At 64.1% G+C, this 18,539-nt stretch carries 17 protein-coding genes and 3 pseudogenes; 7 read left to right on the top strand and 13 right to left on the bottom strand.

Annotated features, from left to right (window positions below; translation table 11 throughout):
* Positions 1 to 99: 99 nt before the first annotated feature.
* Positions 100 to 1,368, top strand: a complete 1,269-nt coding sequence (locus M1E17_RS05885) for a hypothetical protein (protein WP_457966080.1) — start codon at positions 100 to 102, stop codon at positions 1,366 to 1,368.
* 362 nt (positions 1,369 to 1,730) lie between these two features.
* On the opposite strand, the gene M1E17_RS05890 is transcribed toward M1E17_RS05885, so the two are convergent.
* A complete protein-coding gene (locus M1E17_RS05890) occupies positions 1,731 to 1,961 on the bottom strand; it encodes a GNAT family N-acetyltransferase (RefSeq protein WP_457967592.1) in 231 nt (76 codons plus the stop codon).
* Positions 1,962 to 2,408: 447 nt separating this feature from the next.
* Between M1E17_RS05890 and M1E17_RS05895 the strand changes: the two genes are divergently transcribed.
* Complete coding sequence (locus tag M1E17_RS05895; RefSeq protein WP_457966081.1) at positions 2,409 to 3,437, top strand: DUF4365 domain-containing protein; 1,029 nt, start codon at positions 2,409 to 2,411, stop codon at positions 3,435 to 3,437.
* A 370-nt stretch (positions 3,438 to 3,807) separates the two neighbouring features.
* Here M1E17_RS05895 and M1E17_RS05900 read toward each other — a convergent pair.
* Positions 3,808 to 4,032 (bottom strand): annotated as a pseudogene (locus tag M1E17_RS05900) (DeoR/GlpR family DNA-binding transcription regulator); the annotation flags it as partial.
* 49 nt (positions 4,033 to 4,081) lie between these two features.
* Complete coding sequence (locus tag M1E17_RS05905) at positions 4,082 to 4,948, bottom strand: ribokinase (protein WP_457966083.1); 867 nt, start codon at positions 4,946 to 4,948, stop codon at positions 4,082 to 4,084.
* A 142-nt stretch (positions 4,949 to 5,090) separates the two neighbouring features.
* On the opposite strand from M1E17_RS05905, the gene M1E17_RS05910 reads away from it, so the two are divergent.
* Both M1E17_RS05910 and M1E17_RS05915 read left to right on the top strand, forming a co-directional pair.
* Positions 5,091 to 6,533 carry an MFS transporter gene (locus tag M1E17_RS05910; protein ID WP_457966085.1) on the top strand — a complete coding sequence of 481 codons (1,443 nt, stop codon included), beginning with the start codon at positions 5,091 to 5,093 and terminating at the stop codon, positions 6,531 to 6,533.
* A 25-nt stretch (positions 6,534 to 6,558) separates the two neighbouring features.
* The gene (locus tag M1E17_RS05915) at positions 6,559 to 7,569 is read left to right on the top strand and encodes a nucleoside hydrolase (RefSeq protein ID WP_457966087.1); all 1,011 of its coding nucleotides are present in this window, start codon (positions 6,559 to 6,561) and stop codon (positions 7,567 to 7,569) included.
* A 5-nt stretch (positions 7,570 to 7,574) separates the two neighbouring features.
* On the opposite strand, the gene M1E17_RS05920 is transcribed toward M1E17_RS05915, so the two are convergent.
* Positions 7,575 to 8,357, bottom strand: a complete 783-nt coding sequence (locus M1E17_RS05920; protein ID WP_457966088.1) for a GntR family transcriptional regulator — start codon at positions 8,355 to 8,357, stop codon at positions 7,575 to 7,577.
* A gap of 120 nt (positions 8,358 to 8,477) precedes the next feature.
* Here M1E17_RS05920 and M1E17_RS05925 point away from each other — a divergent pair, with 120 nt between their 5' ends.
* The gene (locus M1E17_RS05925) at positions 8,478 to 8,855 is read left to right on the top strand and encodes a VOC family protein (protein WP_457966089.1); all 378 of its coding nucleotides are present in this window, start codon (positions 8,478 to 8,480) and stop codon (positions 8,853 to 8,855) included.
* 132 nt (positions 8,856 to 8,987) lie between these two features.
* A complete protein-coding gene (locus M1E17_RS05930) occupies positions 8,988 to 9,341 on the top strand; it encodes a hypothetical protein (RefSeq protein ID WP_457966091.1) in 354 nt (117 codons plus the stop codon).
* Here the strand turns inward: M1E17_RS05930 and M1E17_RS05935 are convergent.
* The 7 genes and pseudogenes from M1E17_RS05935 to M1E17_RS05965 form a co-directional block, all read right to left on the bottom strand.
* Positions 9,338 to 9,502 (bottom strand): annotated as a pseudogene (locus M1E17_RS05935) (HNH endonuclease); the annotation flags it as partial. The gene M1E17_RS05930 and the pseudogene M1E17_RS05935 sit on opposite strands and share 4 nt — an antisense overlap.
* Positions 9,503 to 9,682: 180 nt before the next feature.
* Positions 9,683 to 10,408 (bottom strand): hemerythrin domain-containing protein, encoded by a 726-nt coding sequence (locus tag M1E17_RS05940; RefSeq protein ID WP_457966092.1) that lies wholly within the window; start codon positions 10,406 to 10,408, stop codon positions 9,683 to 9,685.
* A gap of 182 nt (positions 10,409 to 10,590) precedes the next feature.
* Positions 10,591 to 11,166 (bottom strand): HNH endonuclease, encoded by a 576-nt coding sequence (locus M1E17_RS05945; protein ID WP_457966093.1) that lies wholly within the window; start codon positions 11,164 to 11,166, stop codon positions 10,591 to 10,593.
* A 118-nt stretch (positions 11,167 to 11,284) separates the two neighbouring features.
* Complete coding sequence (locus M1E17_RS05950; RefSeq protein ID WP_457966094.1) at positions 11,285 to 11,704, bottom strand: hypothetical protein; 420 nt, start codon at positions 11,702 to 11,704, stop codon at positions 11,285 to 11,287.
* Positions 11,705 to 12,478: 774 nt separating this feature from the next.
* Positions 12,479 to 13,225, bottom strand: a complete 747-nt coding sequence (locus M1E17_RS05955; protein ID WP_457967977.1) for a tetratricopeptide repeat protein — start codon at positions 13,223 to 13,225, stop codon at positions 12,479 to 12,481.
* Between the two features lie 147 nt (positions 13,226 to 13,372).
* Positions 13,373 to 13,477 (bottom strand): annotated as a pseudogene (locus M1E17_RS05960) (DUF4236 domain-containing protein); the annotation flags it as partial.
* A 613-nt stretch (positions 13,478 to 14,090) separates the two neighbouring features.
* Positions 14,091 to 15,038, bottom strand: a complete 948-nt coding sequence (locus M1E17_RS05965; RefSeq protein ID WP_457966096.1) for a TM2 domain-containing protein — start codon at positions 15,036 to 15,038, stop codon at positions 14,091 to 14,093.
* A gap of 593 nt (positions 15,039 to 15,631) precedes the next feature.
* Between M1E17_RS05965 and M1E17_RS05970 the strand changes: the two genes are divergently transcribed.
* Entirely contained in the window at positions 15,632 to 16,981 is a 1,350-nt protein-coding gene (locus M1E17_RS05970) for a flavin monoamine oxidase family protein (protein WP_457966097.1), read from the top strand.
* Positions 16,982 to 17,125: 144 nt separating this feature from the next.
* On the opposite strand, the gene M1E17_RS05975 is transcribed toward M1E17_RS05970, so the two are convergent.
* Entirely contained in the window at positions 17,126 to 17,620 is a 495-nt protein-coding gene (locus M1E17_RS05975; protein WP_457966099.1) for a GNAT family N-acetyltransferase, read from the bottom strand.
* The gene (locus M1E17_RS05980) at positions 17,617 to 18,480 is read right to left on the bottom strand and encodes a ribokinase (RefSeq protein ID WP_457966101.1); all 864 of its coding nucleotides are present in this window, start codon (positions 18,478 to 18,480) and stop codon (positions 17,617 to 17,619) included. Before M1E17_RS05980 ends, M1E17_RS05975 begins: the two co-directional genes overlap by 4 nt.
* Positions 18,481 to 18,539 lie beyond the last annotated feature (59 nt).

Genomic DNA, 18,539 nt, shown 5'->3' on the forward strand with positions numbered 1-18,539 from the left:
CATTACCCCCGGACAAGCGCCCGGCTGGGGTATTTGCCCGAGGTCACCGAAGCCGCATCACCCGCACCCACACCGACGACCACACAAGAAGAGACCGACATGAACGCTCCCGCATCTAGCTCAGCACGGAAAGACGGAGTCGTGTACCTGACGCTCGAGGATGAAACAGGTACGCTCGCAATCTCGCCCGAGGACGCAGACCCGGATCAAACCTACTCGCATAACCTCTTCATTGGTACCGAAGGATCGATTGAAAGGATCAAACACGGGCCTCTTGTCATCGCCTATAAGGACCTCGCACGGGTCACGCTTCCAAGCCTCCGTGATGCTCTAAAAGTAAACCGATGCTGCCAGCGTTCTCCCGAAATTGTCTGCGTTGACAAGGGGGACGGCCCGATTAACCACAACCTTCTGAACCTCGACGACGTTCATCTTGAGGTGGACGATTCGCAGGTCGTTGCCATTGTTACGCATAGCCACGAGTCTCAGCCGAAGATGTCAGAGGCCGAGTACGCCGAGTCACTGAGAGTCGTCATGGAACGCTATGGCTGCAGCGTCGCCGGCGTTCGATACCTGACCGCCGACGGAGGTACCTTCGATGGACTTGGATTCGACTACTCAGGACTCGGACTAGACCTGGAAGTAGAAGCCAAAGCAGCCGCCGACAATGCAGAGATTATCCGCAACATGGTGCATGTCGTTGAAGTCAGCCTCATCACCGATGACGATGATGGAGCGACCAAACTCATTGACGCCGGGAGAGCCCTTGCCGCCTACCTCGAAGCGCATAAAGGCGGATCATTAACCGCCGGAACGATTGTTGACTTGCTGCGTGGGGGTCATAACAAGCTACTGCTAGGGCACAAGGAGAGCGCGTTCCTCGACGTCAAATCACAGCAATACAACGTGGGTGTACCAGGCAAGCCTGGTGAACAGCAGAAAATCGAACTGGCTCAGGACGTGGCACGTTTTGCTAACGGCGATCAGGACGCCGTTCTCGTGTTGGGCTACGAAGAGGGCAAGTCCGGACAAGACTCCGTCATCCAGAACATCAAAGAAATCAAGCTCAAAGATTTCGATCCAGCGACTTACGTGAACATCCTCGACGCCCGGATTGTGCCAGCGGTTACAGGCCTTACTGTGGACAGCGTAGAGACTAGTCCCGGCAAGGGAATTATTTACATATTTGTTCCGGCTCAGCCTGCCGAGATGCAGCCCTACCTAGTGCACGGCGTTGTGGCCGAAGGAAAAGTTGAGGGCGCCTTCTTCAGCATTGTGCAAAGGAGAGGCGAGGGATCTATCACCATTACAGCGAGCCAGATCCATGGCTATCTTGTGGCGGGTAAGGCGTTCTTGAGAGGTAAGTAACAGGGTGTCTGGCGGAAAAGGGATGGATAGGTGACCGGCCCGCTCCAGGCCAGCGGTAGTCGTACGGAGGGCCCGGGAGCTTTACATGATTCTCGGACGTTCCGCAAGTTCACAACATGATGTCAGTTATGTTGTGGGCTTGGAGAGCAACTGACGGCGCGGGCACGAGGAGAGTCGGCGCTGGAGGGCCGAGTACCCGGTAGCCAACACTCCCTCCTGACGTGTCGCGCTGGGGTTCGGCTGGCGCTGACGGGGCCCTCTAACCGCGCTGGATCTCCCATACGCGTATCCCTGGCCTCGGGGAATACCCAAGTACTTATCTGGGTAGACCCCGAGGATCACCCTGTAGATGCTCGCAGCCATTAAGCCAGCGTATCCCTTGTTAAGGGCGTGGGCTGCAAGGTTGGTTCTTGCGTGGCCATTGCAATGTTTCGCTGTGGCTCCACCGCGGCGGCAGCGGAGAGAAGTTGCTGGCCGATGCCGCGGCGCTGGGCTTCTGGGACGACGGCCACGACCTGCACAAGGAGCGGGGAAGGTTCAGGGCCAAGCGAGGCAAGGACGACGCAGACATGGACTCGTTCGATCTCTGCGATGAGGACTGATGCCTTGAGATGGTTCCCGCATTGTCACGAAGGGGCATTGGTGTGATCGGTACGCAGGCCAATTGGATGTCGCGCGTCCGTCGGGCATCTGCCGCCGTTGGCAGTGCTTCGCGGACTGTCGCGGGTGCATCAGTCAACGACGGAAGCGCAGCACGCCAGTTCTGGTAGATGACATTATGTCGCGCGCCCAGAGTTGGACTTCAGCTCTTCGAAAGTAGCCTTGTCCATCTCTTGACTTACTGAATCGAACTCAGGCAATGGGGCGCCTCAAGGGATTGTCTTGTAACAGCCGAGGGCATATTTAACTGACTCGTGGACAGGCCCAAGAGCGCCTTCGAATATTCCGCTTCTACCTTCAATTTGGTCCACGAGCCCTGCGCCTGGCACCGAGCCGCCTAAAATGCTCCGAGAGGAAACAACTGCTAGTGAGGAGCCGATATGGACCCTCCGATTGATAAAGAGGCGCAGAAGACGGGACGCATTGCCGCCGACCTCGTCTCGGCTTGGCTGCAGAAAAACGACTTAGTAGTACGGCGCGAAGAACAGGGAACTGACTTCGGTGTTGACCTGGAACTGGAGCTGCACGCGGGGAATTCCGTATCGGGGCTTCTTGTAAAGTGTCAGGTGAAAGGCACGAAAGGCCCAGCCTTCGCAAGTCGCGAGACCGAGCTCGTAGGCATCAAAAGTTCAACACAGAATTATTGGGCGACCCTGCCACTAAATGTTATGTGTGTGCTCTGCGATACTTCCAGCGGGGCCATTTATTGGCAACCTGCGTCAGCAACCCTCGTGGATACCGCAAACACGAGTCTGCGGTTCTCGAAATCAATGCGGGCAGATCAGAATCCGACGGCGTTTCTTGATGCGCTTGCTCGGCTGGCGGAGACCCCGACAAGCTCGATGGTTCTCTCTCTGGTCCCAGCGTGCATGAGGTTGTTTGCCGAGCTTTCGCTTGGGGCAGACAGCGTGTATGACCGAGGATTCGAAGCCACGGCTGACATCGACGGGTCCATTCGTGTCTTTTACGAGCACTTGGAGCGACTTTGTATCTTTACAGGTGTGGAGGAGCTCCCGGCCCGATGGCTTCTGTGGGAACGACGTAACTCAGTGATTCAGACAGCGCTTGAATCCAACGACTCTGGACTGCTGGACGGCAATGTAGTCGGCGAGATCATCAGATACGCAACACCCTTCTACGAGGCGGCACTGAGTCGCGTAAAAGGCTGCGTAGACCCGTCGAACATTGAGGAATCCAACCCTGGCCTTGCGGATATGCTGCTGTCGGGCACCCTCGACGCAGAAACAGTCCGTGAAGCGTTCCAAAGACTGGACGCAGGAGGACAGTTCTATCTCGGATCAAACATGCGTTATTCGTTTGGAATGGAGCCAGCACACGAGGACATCGTGTTCGGCAACGAGTTGAGGCGTCGTGGAGTCGCCGCTTACAACGGGTTGTCTGCTTCGTAGCCCACATCGCGCGGTTTCAACCGACCGTCCCTCCGGACGCGATTCGGAGCCAGCGTCATAACCTACACATACGCTAACTGATGTCCAGCACCCCAGTACCGATTCATTCGCTCGGGCGAAGAGGGTGGCGCGACCCGCTAACGGCATCGGTCGCCCTCGAAGTTCACTCGAAGGCGGTGAGAGTGCTGGGCCCGCACTCCTGGATGGACTCGTACTCAGAAAAATGCACCATAGATGCACCACGAAGACCTAGAAATGCAGAGAACCCCCGTTTCCCGGGGGTTTCTCGGTGGCGGTGACGGTGGGAATTGAACCCATGTTGGCCGCACCATAATCGTCTTGAGTTTTGCACCTTCGGCGGGTCTGGCGCGTCCCGGCCGCGGCAGGCCGTGACTTCTTTGAGGCGGGTTTGGGCGTGGTCTGCTTCGCAGATGCCGTCCCTGGCGGTGCCGGCGTCGGTACCCAGGAACACCGGGACGAAGCTCATCCGCTCCAGCGCCGCTTCGGCCAACGGGCCCACGAAACTCTGGGAGAGGCTCCGCAGCCGGCCACCCAGGCACTCCACCTCGATGCCCTCGGAATCGGCCAGCTCCTGCGCCGGACCTCAGAAAAATCCTCCTGCGCAGCCCGCCTGAACACGATGCTCATCGGGCTCCCACAGTCGCAGTAGTCCGCTCCACGTAATGGCCCAGCTGTGCCAAATCCGGCTGCGACGACGGGTCGCCCACAGCGTCCCCGCCCACCGCGTTAGCCACCGCAAGCGCCCGGCCGTAGTCCATCCCGTTCCGGAGCGCCAGGACCAGCGCGGCGCAGAACGCGTCCCCGGCGCCCACGGTGTTCACCACCGTCACCGCAGCCGACGGCGCCGCGGCCACCTTCCGGCCATACTCGAACATTGCCGAGCCATCCCCGCCGTACGTCACGGCCACCTGCTTCGCCTGCGCGAGTGCGGGGATCAAGGCGTATTCGCTCTCATTGACGATCACCAAGTCGCAGCGCTCCAGCAGTTCCCCCGGCAGGTCCATGGCCGGCGCGGCGTTCAGCACAAAGTACCCGGTATGCCGGCGGGCGGCCCCCAGCACAACGGGCAGCCCGACCTCCAGCTGGCATAGCACCGTCTCCTCGGGCCCGAACTCCACCCCCTCCAGCGACAGGTGCGAGTTGGCGCCCGGGCACACAACGATCTGGTTCTCGCCGTCGCGGTCCACCACGATCAGCGCCGTCCCAGTCGGCTCCGACAGGACGGCAACGTCCGTGGTGTCCACCCCAGCGCCAGCCAGCGCGTCAAGCATCCGCTGCCCCTGCGCGTCGCTGCCCACGGCGCCGACCATCCGGGCACTGCCGCCCAGCCGCGCTGCAGCCGCAGCCTGGTTGGCGCCCTTGCCGCCGGGCTGTTCGGACAGGACGGCGCCGCCGATGGTTTCGCCCGCAGTGGGAAGCCGTTCAGCGGTGGCGATCAGGTCCAGGTTGATGCTGCCGATGACGGTGACGGCAGGAGGTCGAGTGCTCATGGGAAGTCCTAACGGGGGAGGGGCCGGAAGCGGCCGGATTGAGAAATAGTGTAGACCATGGTTGTACTTGTCCGTCATACATGGTTGTATAACAACTCACATCCCAAGCGCAGGACTCGCCTGCAGAACAAAGGAGTTTGATGTGAACACCCCAACCCCGGCGGTAGCGGCGCCATCCGCGGAAGCCGCCTCCGCCGTCGTACTTGCCGATGACCAAGCCAAGTTCGCCGGCCGCCGCGCCGCCCTGCTGATCTCCACCTTGCTGCTGGGCGTGCTGTCCTTCCAGCTCAACGCCAGCATGGTCACCCCTGCGCTGCCGCAGATCGCCGCCGAATTTGGCCAGGGTGCCGACAGCGCCGCCCCCGTCCAGTCCATGTTCTTCCTGGCCGGCGCCATCGCCGGGCCCGTGATCGGCCGGTGGAGTGACTTCATCGGCCGCCGCGCCGCGCTGCTCCTGGTCCTCGGGATCATGGGCGCCGGCACCATCCTCTGCATCGCCGCCCCCACCCTGCCGCTGCTGGTCACCGGCCGGTTCCTGCAGGGGGTCTCCAGCGCCGTCTTCGCCCTCGCCTACATCGTGCTCAGCGAAAACCTGCACGCCAAGGTCTTCGGCACCTCCGTGGGCATCATCGCCGCCATCAACGGGGGAGTGGGCGGCGTGGACGGCTACGTGGGCGGGCTCATGGCCGAGACCCTCGGCTTCCGGTCCATCTTCGTGGTGGTCCTGGTCCTCACCGCCATCGCCGCTGCCTGCATCATCAAAATAGTCCCGGCCGGACGGCCGCAGGGCGTGCGCGGCGCCATGGACTGGTGGGGCGCCGGCTCCCTCTCGCTGTTCCTGGTGTTCACCACCTACTTCGTCTCCGGCGGATCTTCTGCAGGTTGGACCGCGCCCTCCACTTTGGTCCTGCTGGCCGGCACCATCGCGTCCTTTGCCGCGTTCTGGATCATCGAGAAACGCCGCAGCCACCCGCTGATCGCCGTCCACCACCTGCGCTCCCGCCAGGTGTGGCCGGTCATCGCCACCACCGTCCTCACCCTGGCCGGCATCTTCGCCATCATCAACTTCACCGTGGTGCTGCTCAGCCAGGACCCCGACGGCGGCTTCGGGCTCACCGCCTCCATCTCGGCGCTGCTGTTCCTCACCCCCGCCGCTTTGATTGGCGTGTTTGCCGCGCCTTTGGCCGGCTGGCTGGCCGACCGCCGCGGCTGGATCAAGACCCTCCGGCTCGGCACCGGGCTCAGCCTGGCCTGCGCCATCGCCGCCGCCACCTTCTCGGACAACCAGCCGGCGGTGCTGATCGCCGTCGCGGCCCTAGGCATCTTCTACAACGGCTTCTTCCTCACCGCGATCAATGGGCTCTCGGTGCTCCTCTCACCCAAGGAAGCCCCGGCTGCCCTGCCCGGCATCAACGGTGCCTCCTTCGGCATCGGGGCGAGCCTCGGCGTCGTCCTCGTGGCGCCGTTCGCCGCCCAGGCCACCGCCGCCGGGTACGCCACAGCCCTCTGGATCTCGGTGGGCATCACCGCCGCCGCATTCATCGTCAGCCTCTTCGTCGCCGCCCCCAAGGGCGAGACCGTCTAACCCCTATGACTGTAGGAGAACCACCATGACCACGCCCTCCCCGTTCTACCTGGACTGCGACACCGGCATCGACGACGCCCTCGCCCTGGCCTACCTGCTGGCCTCTCCTCTTGCTGATGTTGTCGGGATCGGGACCGTCAGCGGCAACGTCAGCGCCGCCGCCGGCGCCCGCAACACCCTGGACCTCCTGGCGCTTGCCGGCTCTTCTGATGTGCCGGTGGCGCTTGGCGCGCACGACCCTCTCTTTGGCGCGTTTGGCGGCGGGGCGCCGTGGGTGCACGGCGAGAACGGGATCGGCGGAGTCTCGCTGACGACGGCGTCTGCCGGCCCGGCGCCCGTAACCGCCGCCCAGATGCTGGTGCGGCTCGCCCATGAACACCCCGGCCGCCTGCGGGTCCTTGCCATCGGCCCGCTGACCAACATCGCCGAGGCCCTCCGGCTGGAGCCTTCCCTGCCGTCTTTGGTGGAGTCGGTCACGGTGATGGGCGGGGCGGCCCTGGCTCCGGGGAACATCACCCCGGTGGCCGAGGCCAACATCTTCAACGACCCCGAGGCCGCCGCGCTGGTGCTGGCCGCCGACTGGGACGTGACCCTGGTGCCGCTGGACGTGACCATGAACTCTGTTCTTGAGGAGACGCACCGGCAGGCGCTGGTGGCGTCTTCGTCGCCCGTGGCTCAGGTGCTGGGAGAGATGCTGCGCTACTACTTCCGGTTTTACGAGGACATCTACGGCCGGCCCTGTTCCGCGATGCACGATCCTCTCGCGGCGGCGCTCGCCGTGGGCGCTGTTATGGCCGCTGTTGCGCCTGTAGTGCGTGCCGCCGTCGACACCTCTGACGGGCCCGGCCGCGGGCAGACCATCTGCGACCTCCGGGGGCTGTATGCGGGCTACCCGGAGGTGGCGGGGGCGCGGTGCCGCGTGGTGCTTTCGCTCGAGGAGGACTTCGTGCCGCACCTGGTGGAGACGCTGCTTTCCTCTGAGGAAAGTACGACGGCGGTTCCTGCCCTCACCGGAGCGGTTCCGGGCCAGGCCTGAGCTTCTTAGGACTGGAGGGACTGCATCACCGAGAGGTGCCCGGCCCGGGCCGCGATCAGGCATTTGGCCAGGTAGAAGGGCTGGTTGCCGAATCGAACGTACTGGGTGAGGACCAGCACGGGATCGGACGGGCGGAGGTCCAGCAGCTTCGCGCGGCTGGGCCCCACCTGGCTGAGACTGATCTGGCACTCTCCCGGCCCCGGTAGGCGCCCCAGCTGGTTGTTAAGCGTGGCAAGCAAGGTGGCGCCGCCGTCGTCCTTTATGTCAAGGGGCGCTGCGGCGCTCTGGCCGATGCTGACGGGCTGGGCGGAGATGTTTTCCTGCAGGTGGGCGATGGCCTCGCCGTCGCGGATCAGGACGGATTCCCAGAGCCAGCAGTCGGTTCCGGGCTCGACGCCGACACCGGGGGCGGCGAATTCGGACGCGGGCTGGCGCGCCACCTGGATGCGCTTGACCTCGAGCTGCTGGCCGGGACTGCCGAGGACTTCCTCGAAGGGGCGGATGCGTTCGATGCCGATGCGAGGGAGCGTGTCCGAGACGAAGCGCCCGACGCCGCGCCTTGCCCTGATGATGCCGTCCTCCTCGAGCAGCATGAGTGCTTCGCGGATCACGGTGCGGCTGACTTTCATGTCGGCACCGAGCTCGGTTTCGGTGGGGATCATGGAGCCGGGCGTGAGGAGGCCGTTGCGGATGGCCTCGGCGATCCGGGAGTATACCGCGACGCGGAGGGGTGAGCCGGGCTGGGCGGCCACCGGCTGGGACAGGAACCGGGCGGCGTCCTGATGCACGTTATGCCTCGCTTGTTGGTAGGGGTCCGGGGCTTCCAGCCTAGTGCAACGTCTGATGCGTTTGTTGGACAAGCGTGCTTTTGCTGACCGTTCGGGTAGGGCCTCCGTACACTGGGGTCCGTGGTCTCCCGTATCAGCGAACTGGTCCTCAACTGCGCCGATCCGGAACTCCTGGCAGAGTTCTGGCGCGGCGTCCTCGGATATGTCGAACTCGACCGAGAGGACGGTGCCATCGAGATCGGCCCGCCGGACGCCGGGTTTGGGGGTCTGCAGCCGACCATCATCCTGAGCCCGAGCAGCAACCCGCGGCCCGGGCGCCTCCCCCTGCACATCGACGTCAACCCTGTGGACCGGGACCAGGACGTGGAGCTGGAACGGCTGCTTGCTCTTGGGGCCCGCACGGCCGACGTCGGGCAGACGGGCGACGAGCAATGGCGCGTCCTGGCCGACCCTGAGGGCAATGAGTTCTGCCTCCTGCGCAGGCGGCTTGACCCCTGACCCGAAGGGGCGCCGTTGTCCTCCGCTGTCTTCCGGAAGTTGTCGCGGCAGCGATCTGCTCTGCGGCAGTCTGCGAGACTAGGCTGTCAGAAGCCGGGGCCAGAGACCTCGGGCATCACTTGGGGGACAAGAATGACTACAGAGATAACTGCCGGCGCGGATCAATCGGGAGGCGCGTGCGCCCGCGTGCGCCGACGGGTCCACTGGATGTTTTGGCTGCCAACCCTTGCAATCTGTTTGCCGCTGATCTTCCTGCTCATCACCTTCTGCTGGGAAATTTCCCTGCTTGCCGCATGGCTGGTGTTGGATGAAGTCGTTCCCGGGCACCCTGACTACACAAACGTCCAGGGCCAGTTGAACGTCAGGGTGATAGGGGCGGGGGGGCTGGTCGTTCTGCTCGGTGGCTACCTGTTTGTCTGGATCGGGTGGTATCGAAAGGCGCTGAGCCGGGCCAGAGTCAGCCGGACGTTGGGTGCACCAAACTAGGGGAGCGGCTGCCGTTCGACGACACTGACGGGACCGTCGGGCGTGACGTACTCCCGCCGTCGTCGTTCCAGCCGCTGCTGCCCCGGGGACGGGATCCGGGCGCGCTTGGTGCGGTTGCATGTGGCGCAGGCAGCCACGAAGGTCTGCAGGCTGGAGGAGCCGCCCTTAGACCATGGATAAAAGTGGTGACCGTGCTCGGCGGGACGGCCACAGCGGGGCCGAACCCCGAATCCAGTTCACAGCCGCCGCCGGCCCTCGCAATCCCCTGGCGGCGCTGCTGGTGGGAGCACTGCAATCCACACCAAGATCCCGGTTGCACGGACCAGAATCACCAGCGTCGTTTACAGCGTCTCGGGAATCGAGCGCCCCGGGAAAAGTGTCGAGTACTGCTTCCGGTACATCCTGCGCCCCACGAGGCGGTAGCCAAGGCGGACCGGCGCGGGGATGTCCTTGATCATTTCCTTCTGGTCTTGGGGTGGATTCGTGGACAACACCATCCCGAGGTAGCCGACCAGGAACTTCTTGTCGAGCTGATCGATCCCGTGCTTCGCGCCCTCCTGCAGTTCCTTCTCGGTCAGCACCCTGTCCACGACGGGCATCACCTCGGTGACTTCGCGCCGCAGGTGAACGTTGAGGACGGCCTTCAAGTCCTCGTAGAGCTCAGCGAGTTCCCGGCCAACTTCTGCGTCCGCTGTTTCCATCCAGCGAAGGCGGACCGGCTCGATGCTCTCGAGCCGCTCCGTCACCTGCCGGTGCTGCTGAATCATCTGCGCTACGTGCAACGCACACGCCGGCGCCCTTTCCTCGAGCTGCGGGTACATGCTCTGGTCCTCGCCTTCGTGGTGCAGATGGAGCACTTTGTCGAAGTTCCCCAGCGCGTCGCCCACATAAGCGGCGCGCGCGGTGTCACCGGCTGCGGCGGAGCGCACCAGTCCCGGCGCCTCGTCGTACGCCCACAGGAAAAAGCGGTGGATGCGCCGCATGCCGGCCGTTCCCTGACACAGGACGGGTCCCGGTGGCAAAGGCGCTGCGGTCTCGCCCGGCTGCATCGTGAAGAAATCAGTCATTGGATTGGCCCCTAACGGTCGACGTGCGAGACCAGGACCTCTCCCCGGCAGCATCGTATCGCTGGCCCTGTTGGCGCACAATGGCCAGACGCCAGCGGCGGCTAGCCCAATGGTCGTGTGACTATCTGACGTATTGCATGAGGACCAGCACCGGGTCCGCCGGGCGCAGGCCCGGGAGGCGGTCAGGGGAGCGGCTGCCGTTCGCCGACGCTGACGGATGCGTCGGGCAGAAGGTAGTCCCGCCGTCGTCGTTCCAGCCTTTCCTGCTTGCCCGGCGACGGAATTCCGGCCCCTTTGGCACGATTGCATCTGGCGCAGGCAGCAACGAAGTTCTGGAGGGAGGTGGATCCGCCTTTGGACCACGGATAAAAATGGTCCCCCTGCTCGGCGGGCCGCGAACAACGGCGCCGGAACCCCGCCTCCATCTCACATTGGCCGCCGGCCCTTGCCATTCCCTCGCGGCGCTGCTGGCGGGAGAAGCGCCGGACCGGATCCCGGCGTCGGACGTCCTGGGCACGGATGACGGCGGCCGTGATTGTCAGGACGACGACGAAAAGGCCAGGCACTGCGACAGCGGCGAGAACGCTGTCGAACATGCCGCGAAAAACGTCCGCGACCGACGTGGCGCTCTCGCCGGTGCCGGCGTTTGCCTTCGGCATCAGGGCGAGGGCAAAAGATACGCCCAACCACAAAAGCACAGCCGAGTAAGCCGCACGCAGTATCCGGCGGCCCCAGTAGATGCGCTTCAGTTCCACCATGGCGTCGTCCCCCTCACTTCGCTCTACCCCGCATCTTTAGGCGCTCGGGGCAGGACGGACGCCAAAGGCCCTTGGAAGCCACAGACGCCCGCCCTGCTTTCCGTTGGTTAGCAGGTGATCACTCGCATCCGAAGCCGTCGCCATCCCTGTCGAGACCGTAGATGTCAGATCCGACGACGGTCACAGGTCCACGTACGTACGCGGGACCATTGCCGCTTCCGCCGGCGCAGTCGACGTCGGACGCAATAGGCACGCATGGCCCTGCATAGTTTGGATCGCACCCGGAGGGAGCTGCGGGGATGGCAGGCTGTACGGGTGCCTGGACTTTCGGGGCTGCCGCGGCCGCCGCTGCGGCCTGCTGCTGGCGCGCTGCCTCCTCAGCCGCGGCCTGTTGGCGGGCCGCCTCCGCGGCGGCCTGGTCCGCTGCCGCCTTTGCTGCGGCGTCTTGCGCTGCTTTGTCTGCCGCAGCCTTCTCGGCAGCCAGCTTTTCAGCCGCCGCTCGCGCGTCCGTTACCTTTTTTGATTCTGACTGCTCCATCCACAGCAGCTTTCCTGCATCGGTCTTCGTACAAATGAAGACCTTTGGCTCGTACTTTTCAGTCGCGCTTTCGGTGAGGCAGGCGGATGAAGCGGGCGCAGTGGGAGTGGGTGTTGGCGTCGCAGTCGAGGATGCGGACTCAGTGGTCAGATCAGCGGCGGACGATGCTGCCGATTGACCGCACGCCGTCGCTGAAATGACAACGGCAACAGCTACGGCAGCGCCAGCCATTCGACGTCGAGAAATCCAAGGACGCGGGCGAGCCACGAGCCTCTCCGCAGCCTCCTTGTTGCCCTGCTTTGGTGCCTGATTGGATCGAAGACGTGAATTCATATGTATTGCCCCCATAGTTCGAAAAGATGCGAACTGCTCGCAGATCGTAAGCCCGTAGCCTGATGCAAAAACGGGTCATGAGCACCACAAAAATCATCCGAGATGGATGCCACTGTCATGCTGCGAAACCTGATCTCCGCCGCAATCCGACTGGAGACGAGACCAGTAGAGTCCGACTGATATTGCTGGGCGAGTGTGCCGTTGCGTCAGCACGTGAGGTGCGTCGGCTGATTGCGCGAAGATCAGGGCCATGGGCGCAATTCTCACCCTCTTGCCTCAAAACCTCCGCAGGTTCTTCCCACCATTGGCTCAAGAACCATACGCACACCCTTGGGGCTCGTACGTACTGCCACCGGGCAGCGGACACAGGCATTCTCCACCGCCTTGATCACGGGTGGGATACCGGGAGGCTCGTCCTCGACTTTGTCCAGTACAGGCAATTCAGGCTTCGAGTTTGGCGAGGTGTTCCCGAAGCCCCGGGTAGTTGCTGTTTTCGGCAAGAACCCTTTCGAAGTCTTTACGTGCCAGTGATCGCTTACCTTCGGTCAAGTAGGTGACCCCGCGTTCGATGAGTGCGCGCTGACGAAGTTCGACTGGCCGGGACCGCACCCTCAAGGCCTCCTTGAAGGCCTCGCGGGACGCATCCGGGAAGCCTTGCTCGCGCAGTGCGATGCCCCTCTGGATCAGAAGGTAGGTAGCAGCTTCGTCATCATTCTGGAGACCGTCGGTCAGGGTGATCACTTCTTCCCAGCGGCCCTGGACCGAATAGAGCTCGGCCAAAGATATAGCGGTCACAGTGCTCGGTGTGAGCTGTTCCACGATGTCGACAGCAGAAGGTATGCGGCCAGCGGCCTGATGCAATTCTGCAAGGGCAAGACCGATGAAGTTATGGTCAGCCGGAATCTCCACCGTGATGCCTTCTGCGATGCTTACGCTGGCTGCTCCTCCCGGCAGGTATTTCTGGAGGAAATCATCCGATGTCGGGTCATAGCCGGTGCTGAATAGCCAGTTAAGCAGCTCGGTGCCCCGGGCAAGGTCGCCATTCGGGATCGCATCTGCGGTCGCTTCAAAGAAGGCCGCCAGCGGGCGAGCCTTCTCGAACTCCTTGCCGATGCGGGGCAGATCGTTGAAGTTCGGATGCGACACGAGTGCCCGATAAAGTTCCTTTTCCCATTTGGGGGCGAACATGCCTGGGGAGGAACGTCGGGCCGAGGCCGCCGCGGGTGCAGCGGGAGACCGGTTCGCTAGGGAGCCGCTTGAAAGTGTCTTGACGTGCGAGACGCCGGACCCCGGGATACCGACAGTTCGGGTGACACGCCCGGAAGTGTTCGCGGAGATCCGGGCGCCGTTCACTCCAGCACTGAGGCCGAGACTTTTCGGCGTCACCGTCATACGTACGCCCGGAGCAATCTTGAACGATTTGCGTACCCTGAAACCCATATCCACCCCTGTTTGGTGTGCCGTTTCCAGTCTTTGCCTTCAGTATAGGATCAGGCTGGGCGAAGCTGACCAACATACTTTTGCCGGTGCACATGGCCAATGACCGGTGTTGATTTGGACTGTTTTCAATCATGTCGTGTCTGCAGGAACTGCACTCATGGTGCATGTTGAGCATCTTGTCGAATTTCCCCAGTACTCGCCCACGTAGGCGGCGCGGGCGGTATCTCCGGCCGCGACCAAGCGGACCATGCCGGGCGCGTCGTCGTACGCCTAAAGGAAGACGCGGTGAATGCACCGCATGCCCGCCGACCCGCTGCAGAGGAAAGGCCTTGGTGGCAAAGGGGCAGAGGGTCTCGCCGGGCTGCATGAGTGAAGTCCGTCATCGCAGTACTCCTAGCGCTAGTCAGTGCAACCAGAAACCTCTCCCCGGCAGAGAGTCTTAACGTTTGCCCCTATGCCCAATGGCGAACGAGCGGCGGCTGCGCGCATGCTCGTATGAACGCAGACCTGGCCCTCTGCCCTCATTAGCATCTTGGCCGTTCGGGGCAGGACCGTCGACGATGGCCTTGTCGAGCCATCGTCAACCGGCCTGCTTCCAATGGATACCAGGCCATCACTCGCATCCCACGCCGTCCCTGTCCGTGTCGAGACCATAGATGTCAGATCCGACGACGGTGACAGGTCCGCGTACGTACGCGGGACCATTGCCGCTCCCTCCGGCACAATCGACGTCGGAGGCAATAGGCACGCACGGCCCTGCATAGTTTGGATCGCATCGGGATGGAGCTGCGGGGATGGCAGGTTGTACGGGCGCCTGGGCTTTCGCCGCGGCCGCTGCTGCTGCGGCGTCGGCTTCGGCTTTTGCTTTGGCAGCTGCGTCGGCCTCAGCCTGAGCTTTTGCCGCCGCGTCGGCTTCGGCTTTTGCTTTGGCAGCTGCGTCGGCCTCAGCCTGAGCTTTAGCCGCGGCGTCGGCCTCGGCCTGGGCTTTTGTTGCGGCGGCGGCGGCGTCGGCTTCGGCTTTTGCTTTAGCCGCGGCATCGGCCTCGGCCTGGGCCTTTGCGGCGGCCTCGGCTTCGGCTTTTGCTCTAGCCGCGGCGTCGGCCTCGGCCGCTGCAGCGGCTGGATCTGTTGTGGCAGCTGCAGGGGCAGCAGCAGCGGTAGCCGTGGCGGAGGCCCCTGGAGTGGAAACGGCTGAGGTGGACGATACGTTAGAGCCACCCCGGGCCGAGCTGGCCGCGATCATCAAAAGAATGAATGCGCCCGACACGATCAATGCCAGTTTCTTGTTCGTGTCGTAACCCGCTAGCGGAAGTCCGTGCTTATCGCGGGTCATGTTCGCAAGCACGAGAATCAGATCAACAAGGGCCCAGATGCCAAGGCCACCGAAGGTGACTAACTTCAGTATTCCGGTTCCCACCTTACCGAGGTAGAACCGGTCCGCGCCGAAAATGCCGAGAAGGAGGGACAACAACCAAGTCACGAGGAAAGACTTGTTGCTCTGCTGCACCTGCCCATAGCCGTAGGCCGGGGGAGAAGGGGCAAGATTAGGGTTTTGGCTCATGAGAGTCCTTTCGTAGGACACCTGACCGACTTGCGATGGGAATCGTGCGGGGGGGGTGCGGTTATGGACGCACGTGGAGGGAAGCCAACGTCGATCGCGGGCCTCAGAGGGTACATTGCGCCAATCGACAGTGAAAAGCATCTTCGCTTCCCCACAGCGTCACGCGCGTAGATGCCCTTAAGGCGGATGCTACTCGCTATCTGCGCAACCGTCTGCGGTTGCATGAAAAAAGACATTCGGGCACGGAAAAGTTCAACATGGGCAGCGAGGTAACCTCCGAGATCCTTCCCGCGGCCCTGACAGTCAAGCAATCGCTGGCGCAACAAACCCCGTAGCGGCGGTGCGGCCGGCAGGGAAGCGGCCGCGCCCGTCGTCGTCGTGCCGTGGACGCGGCTCATGGACATGAACCCAATGTTGTGCCGGCTGTGTTGGCTCGACAGAAGCATCGTCCCGCAGACCATTGGTCCAAGAAAACCAACCTGGCCTCACATTCTCGTGGCCCGTAACTGCGAGCAGCTGGTGGACTCCAGCGGGAGTCGTAAGCTCGTGTCTAAGTCAATGCAAGCGGCTGGATCGATGTGGAGGATCGCAAGATGCACGATGTGGATGTCGTCGTCATGGGCGCTGGCCTGGCTGGCCTGAGTGCAGCGCGAAAGCTTGTTCACGCGGGCAGGACAGTTGCCGTGCTGGAGGCGCGCGACCGCGTGGCCGGCCGCACCCTGGGAGGCTTGCTCAGCAACGGGGTGCCGGTGGAGATGGGCGGCCAATGGGTGGGCCCGACGCAGGACGTGGTGCTCGGGCTCATCGAGGAATTGGGCCTGAAGACCTTCCCCACTTACGACCAGGGCGACGCCTTGACCGTTTTCGACGGCAACGTGGTCCGGTACGCCGACGAGACCTTTGGCCTTCCGCCGGAGTCGGCGATGGAGGTGGGCCGGCTCTGGGAGGACCTGGAGATCCTGGCCTCCACGGTGGCGATTGAGGCGCCGTGGGAAACTGACGGCGCTGAGGACCTGGACCGGCAGACGCTGGACGGGTGGCTGGTGGCCAATACCGAAGACAGCATCGCGGTGAGGTTCTTCCGCATGGTGGTGCCCGTCCTGTTCTCCGCCGAGTCTCCGGAGCTTTCACTCCTGCACTTCCTCTTCTACCTCAAGTCCGGCACCAGCCTTGAGGCGCTGATGACGATAACAGGGGGCGCCCAGGAGAGCCGCGTTGTCGGCGGCACGCATCAGATCTGCGAGCGGATGTCCGCCGAACTGGGCGGCGCGGTCCGGCTCAATGCCGTGGTCCGGACCATCCGCCAGGATGAGACGGGCGTCCTTGTCGAATACGAAGGCGGCAGCGTCAAGGCCGGGCGCGTCGTCGTCGCCGTACCTCAGACGCTGGCCGGCCGGCTGCGCTACGTCCCGCCGCTGCCCGCGCTGCGCGACGGGCTCACCCAGCAGATGCCGGCCGGGGCTGTGATCAAGCTCCAAGTCGGTTACGACGCCCCGTTCTGGCGCGACGACGGACTGAGCGGAACGGTCCTCAGCCTCGACGACGCTTTGAGCGTTGTCCTGGACAACAGCCCCGACGACGGCTCCTGCGGGGTGCTGGTCGGCTTCCTCGAGGGCGCCCACGCCCGAGCCGCGAGCTTGATGAGCGCAGCGGAGCGCCGCGAGCTCGTTATCGGAGCGCTGGTGAAGTACTTCGGCCCGACGGCGGCACACCCGTTCGACCTCGTCGAGCAGGACTGGAGCGCTGAGGAGTTCACCCGCGGCTGCTACGGCGGACGGCTGGGCGCGGGCGCCTGGACCCAGTACGGCCCGGCCCTCGCTGCGCCCGTGGGCCGGATCCACTGGGCAGGCGCAGAAACCTCCACGGTCTGGAACGGCTACATGGACGGCGCCATCCGCTCCGGCCGCCGAGCCGCCGACGAGATCCTCACGGAACTCTCGTAGGCAGCGTCCTTCTCCTGGGGATAGGGGGCGGTCGGGGGAGTGCCCGCGGCTTAGGCCGGAGGCTCGGGCAGCAGGTTCGCTGCCAGCGTTCTGGCGATAAAGCGAGCAGTAACTAGGAAAAGGGGTTCCGGGGCGCGTCGTGCCTTAAATCTCCAGCCGGAACACCCACAGCAGCACGTCCTCGCCCGGCACGTACCAGTCCCGCTCCGGCACCCGCCGAAATCCCAGGGACTCGTACAGCCCGTGTGCGCGTTCCATGAACGTGGCGCTGGTGATGCTGATCGCCCCGATGCCGGGCAACTGCCGGGCGTGCTCCACCACCTTGCCCACCACCGCCCGGCCCACGCCGCCGCCCTGGCACGCCGGGTCCACGGCCAGCATCCGGAACTCCAGCTCGCCCTCGGCGGCGATCTCACTGTACGGCTGGCCGGCGAACGCCAGCGTCACCGCCGCCACCACCCGCCCGGCAGCCTCCGCCACCCACACCTGCGCGTGCTCGGCACGGTGCTCCACGTCCTCCAGCACACTCATGTACGGATGGTCCGCGGCGAAGTGCCCGGCCCGCAGGTAGGCGTCGCGCGTGATGCGCCGGACCTCCGGAAAGTCCGACGGCGCCGCGCGCCTGAGCGCGACGGTCACCGTGCGCCTGCGGTTGCGGCAGTCCGCTCCACGTAATGGCCCAGCTGTGCCAAATCCGGCTGGGAGGACGGATCGCCCACGGCATCCCCGCCCACCGCGTTGGCCACCGCCAGCGCATGCGTGTAGTCCAGCCCCTGCCGCAGGGCCAGGACCAGGGCGGCGCAGAACGCGTCGCCGGCGCCCACGGTGTTCGCCACTGTCACAGCAGCCGACGGCGCCCCGGCCACTTTCCGCCCGCGTTCGAACATCGCGGCGCCGTCCCTGCCGTACGTCACGGCCACGAGTTTGGCCGCGGCGAGCGCCGGGATCAGGGCGTACTCGCTCTCGTTCACGATCACCAGGTCGCAGCGCTCCAGCAGCTCCGCCGGCAGGTCCATGGCCGGCGCCGCGTTCAGCACGAAGAAACCGGAGTGCCGCCGGGCGGCCTCCAGCACCACGGGCAGCCCCACCTCCAGCTGGCACAGCACCGTCTCCTCGGGGCCGAACTCCACCCCGTCCAGGGACAGGCTGGAGTTGGCGCCCGGGCACACCACGATCTGGTTCTCGCCGTCGCGATCCACCACAATCAGCGCCGTCCCGGTCGCCCCAGGAAGCACCATCACGTCAGCGGTGTCGACGCCGGCACTCTTCAACGCGTCCAGCATCCGCTGCCCCTGCGCGTCGCTGCCCACGGCGCCGATCATCCGGGCGATGCCGCCCAGCCGCGCGGCTGCCGCGGCTTGGTTGGCGCCCTTGCCGCCCGGCTGTTCGGACAGCACTGCGCCGCCGATGGTTTCGCCCGCTGTAGGGAGTCTTTCGGCGGTGGCGATCAGGTCCAGGTTGATGCTGCCGACGACGGCAACAGGAAGGGAACGGCTCATGGGAATTCCTAACTCGGTGATGCGGGAAGCGCCCGGGATTGAGAAATAGTGTACGGCAT

Source organism: Arthrobacter sp. D1-29 (assembly GCF_054130585.1).

Excerpts from the sequence above, each read along its gene's own strand:
- M1E17_RS05980 (WP_457966101.1), bottom strand. The coding sequence starts at position 18,480 with ATGAGCCGTTCCCTTCCTGTTGCCGTCGTCGGCAGCATCAACCTGGAC.
- M1E17_RS05950 (WP_457966094.1), bottom strand. The coding sequence starts at position 11,704 with ATGGAGCAGTCAGAATCAAAAAAGGTAACGGACGCGCGAGCGGCGGCT.
- M1E17_RS05955 (WP_457967977.1), bottom strand. The coding sequence starts at position 13,225 with ATGTTCGCCCCCAAATGGGAAAAGGAACTTTATCGGGCACTCGTGTCG.
- M1E17_RS05905 (WP_457966083.1), bottom strand. The coding sequence starts at position 4,948 with ATGAGCACTCGACCTCCTGCCGTCACCGTCATCGGCAGCATCAACCTG.
- M1E17_RS05970 (WP_457966097.1), top strand. The coding sequence starts at position 15,632 with ATGCACGATGTGGATGTCGTCGTCATGGGCGCTGGCCTGGCTGGCCTG.
- M1E17_RS05895 (WP_457966081.1), top strand. The coding sequence starts at position 2,409 with ATGGACCCTCCGATTGATAAAGAGGCGCAGAAGACGGGACGCATTGCC.
- M1E17_RS05930 (WP_457966091.1), top strand. The coding sequence starts at position 8,988 with ATGACTACAGAGATAACTGCCGGCGCGGATCAATCGGGAGGCGCGTGC.
- M1E17_RS05945 (WP_457966093.1), bottom strand. The coding sequence starts at position 11,166 with ATGGTGGAACTGAAGCGCATCTACTGGGGCCGCCGGATACTGCGTGCG.
- M1E17_RS05885 (WP_457966080.1), top strand. The coding sequence starts at position 100 with ATGAACGCTCCCGCATCTAGCTCAGCACGGAAAGACGGAGTCGTGTAC.
- M1E17_RS05940 (WP_457966092.1), bottom strand. The coding sequence starts at position 10,408 with ATGACTGATTTCTTCACGATGCAGCCGGGCGAGACCGCAGCGCCTTTG.
- M1E17_RS05965 (WP_457966096.1), bottom strand. The coding sequence starts at position 15,038 with ATGAGCCAAAACCCTAATCTTGCCCCTTCTCCCCCGGCCTACGGCTAT.
- M1E17_RS05915 (WP_457966087.1), top strand. The coding sequence starts at position 6,559 with ATGACCACGCCCTCCCCGTTCTACCTGGACTGCGACACCGGCATCGAC.